This window comes from Streptomyces sp. KR55 (genome assembly GCF_052245645.1).
Classification (GTDB): Bacteria; Actinomycetota; Actinomycetes; order Streptomycetales; family Streptomycetaceae; genus Streptomyces; species Streptomyces flavusporus.
This window is the reverse complement of record NZ_JBQQCE010000755.1, coordinates 1-2,911: the sequence shown is the minus strand read 5'-3', so window position 1 is coordinate 2,911 and position 2,911 is coordinate 1. Positions and strand designations below refer to the sequence as shown.

3 protein-coding genes and 1 pseudogene are annotated in these 2,911 nt (G+C 71.6%); 1 reads left to right on the top strand and 3 read right to left on the bottom strand.

Translation table 11 applies throughout. The features are described 5' to 3' along the window. The 3 genes from ACTWQJ_RS49555 to ACTWQJ_RS49545 all read right to left on the bottom strand — a co-directional run. Positions 1-422: GAF domain-containing protein (locus ACTWQJ_RS49555; RefSeq protein ID WP_443312914.1), on the bottom strand; the 422-nt coding region annotated here is incomplete at its 3' end. Between the two features lie 134 nt (positions 423-556). Further along, the gene (locus tag ACTWQJ_RS49550; RefSeq protein WP_443312913.1) at positions 557-1,000 is read right to left on the bottom strand and encodes a VOC family protein; all 444 of its coding nucleotides are present in this window, start codon (positions 998-1,000) and stop codon (positions 557-559) included. Continuing rightward, positions 979-1,524, bottom strand: a complete 546-nt coding sequence (locus ACTWQJ_RS49545) for a pyridoxamine 5'-phosphate oxidase family protein (protein ID WP_443312912.1) — start codon at positions 1,522-1,524, stop codon at positions 979-981. The genes ACTWQJ_RS49550 and ACTWQJ_RS49545 overlap by 22 nt, the downstream gene beginning before the upstream one ends. A gap of 124 nt (positions 1,525-1,648) precedes the next feature. Here ACTWQJ_RS49545 and ACTWQJ_RS49540 point away from each other — a divergent pair. Further along, a pseudogene (locus tag ACTWQJ_RS49540) lies at positions 1,649-2,911 on the top strand (bifunctional [glutamine synthetase] adenylyltransferase/[glutamine synthetase]-adenylyl-L-tyrosine phosphorylase); the annotation flags it as partial.

Genomic DNA, 2,911 nt, shown 5'->3' with positions numbered 1-2,911 from the left:
TCGCGCTCCTGCGGGGGCAACTGCGGCGGGTGCGAGCCGGGCCACCGCAGCACCAGGCCGCCCCAGACGGTGGTGTCGGTGGTGATCGGTGCGGCGGCCACCGCCAAGTGGTAGGGCAGCACGAGCGCGGACTGCGGGTAGCGGCGCGCCAGCTCTTCCTGGCTGCCGAGCCATACCATGCGCCACTCGCGCACCGCGTCGGCCACCGGGACCGGGGCGGTGAGCCGCACCTGCGCCCACGGCGCGATGAGCTCCGGTGAGTCCCCGCTGAGCACCGCCAGCCGCAGCACCCGCTCACCCGGCGGCAGCAGATACACAAAGCCCGCGGACGCGCCGGTCTCCGACACGACCCGGGCCAGAGCGAGATCCACCAGCTCCGGGCCGAAGCTCGCGGCAGCGACGAAGCCGGCAGGGTCCTGCACGCTCTCACCTTCCCCCGGGCCGTACCGACCGCTCCTGCGACGGCGCACCGCACCGGCCACACCGAGTACCACCCATATGCGGACAATATGCCCGCCGCGTAGGAGCGGCACCCGGCGAGAAGGTGGCCCCGACCCTACTGCCGCTTCGACTCCGCCAGCACCTGGTGCAGAGGCTCCGTGGCCCGGCGGCGGTACTCCTGGATCGACCAGCCGTTGCCGTCGGGGTCCTTGAAGTACATGAACGTCGCGCCGTCGTCGGGGGAGTACTGGACCGGCTCGGAGATCTCCAGGCCCCGTTCGACCAGTTCCGCCCGGGCCGCCTTGATGTCGGCGACGCACAGCTGGAGGCCCTGGTAGGAGCCGGGCTCGGGCTTTGTCTCGCCCTTGGTCAGGTCCCAGATGCTGTCGCCGAGCGCGATCGAACAGCCCGAGCCCGGAGGCGTCAGCTGGACGATGCGCATACCCGGCATGACCTCCTGGTCGATGTCGACGTGGAAGCCCACGCGGTCCCGGTAGAAGTCGCGGGCCCGGTCGATGTCGGTCACGGGCAGCGGGATCACTTCGAGCGTGAAGTCCATGGCTGGTCCTCCAAAGGGAATCGCCAACGGGTCTGGCTGAACGGCTCGTCCTTACCGAAGCCGAAAACCGTGTGCGGCGCCACCGAGTAGACGTAAGCGTGTCCCGCACTGTGCCGGAAGCAGCCGTCCGCCACGTCGAAGTGCCAGACGCTGCCGTACTTCGCCTCCCACCCGGCGGCCAGTTCACGCAGCCGGGCGTCGTCGGTGATCCGCACCGCCTCGCCCTCGACCACCAGGTCGTATCCCTTGTTCCACGTGTTGGTGCCGGTGGTGAGCACGACGTGCGGGTTCGCGGCGAGGTTCCGCGCCTTGCGCTCCTCCGGGCCGGTGCAGAAGTGCAGGCTGCCGTCCGACCAGACGGCCAGCAGAGGGGTCACATGCGGCCGCCCGTCGGGACGTACCGTCGAGATCCAGAACAGCTCGGACCCGGCGAGCAGCGCCTCGGCCTCCGACCAGGGGACCGCGGTGGCCGCCTCGTCGCTGTAGCGCTGGTCGAGACGGGTCTGTGGTTGCTTGGCGATCATGAGCTGCCTCCTGAAGGTCCTCGACAGGGCAGACCCCGTAAGCCCGGGAAACTCATCGGCGCCCGACGCGGGCAGTCCGGTTAGGCTCGGCTCGTGGCACGTTGATCCGGACGGGAGGGCGAGGATGACGCCGGGGCGCAGAAGCAGTACCTTCACGCGGCTGCTGCGGCACGGCTTCACCGATCCCGCCGCCGCCGAGCGGCTCCTGTCCGGCGTGGAGCTCGCGGGCCTGCGCGACGACCCGGTGCTGCTGGACGCACTGGGCGCCACCGCCGACCCGGACCTGGCCCTGCACGGTCTGGTACGGCTGCTGGAGGCCCAGCCCGCGCCCACCGCACGCCGTGAACTGCTCGACACCCTGACCGCGTCCAAGCCGCTGCGCGACCGTCTCCTCGGTGTGCTCGGCGCCTCGGCCGCCCTCGCCGACCACCTCGCCCGGCATGCCGGCGACTGGCAGGCCCTCGTCACCTACGAGCCGCGGGACCTGCACCCGGGGGTGACGGAGTTCGAGTGGGGCCTGGCCGAGGCCACCGACCCGGTCACCCTGCGCGTCGCCTACCGGCGCTGTCTGCTGTCCATCGCCGCGCGGGACGTGTGCGGCACGATCGATGTCGCCCAGACCGCGGCCGAGCTCGCCGACCTGGCCACCGCCACCCTGCGCGCCGCCCTCGGCATCGCCCGCGCCGCCGCGCCCGACGACGCCGCGCTGTGCCGGCTCGCCGTCATCGCGATGGGCAAGTGCGGCGGCCACGAGCTGAACTATGTCTCCGACGTCGACGTCATCTTCGTCGGCGAGGCCGTCGAGGGAGCCGACGAGGGCAAGGCGCTGCGCGCCGCGACCCGGCTCGCCTCGCACATGATGCGGATCTGCTCCGAGACCACCGTCGAGGGTTCCATCTGGCCCGTCGACGCCAATCTCCGCCCCGAGGGCCGCAACGGTCCGCTGGTCCGCACCCTCAGCAGCCACCTCGCCTACTACCAACGCTGGGCCAAGACCTGGGAGTTCCAGGCCCTGCTCAAGGCCCGCCCGGTCGCCGGTGACATCGAACTCGGCGAGGAGTACGTCGCCGCCCTCGAGCCGCTGGTGTGGCAGGCCGCCGAGCGCGAGAACTTCGTCGCCGATGTGCAGAAGATGCGTCGGAGGGTCGTCGAGAACATCCCCGTCGCCGAGGTCGAGCGCGAACTGAAGCTGGGCCCGGGCGGCCTGCGCGACGTCGAATTCGCCGTACAGCTGCTGCAGTTGGTGCACGGGCGGGCGGACGCCTCGCTCCGGAGCGGGACGACGCTGGCCGCGTTGCAGGCGCTGGCCGCGGGCGGGTACGTGGGGCGGGCGGACGCCGCGCAACTGGAGGACGCGTACCGCTTCCTGCGCTCCATGGAGCACCGT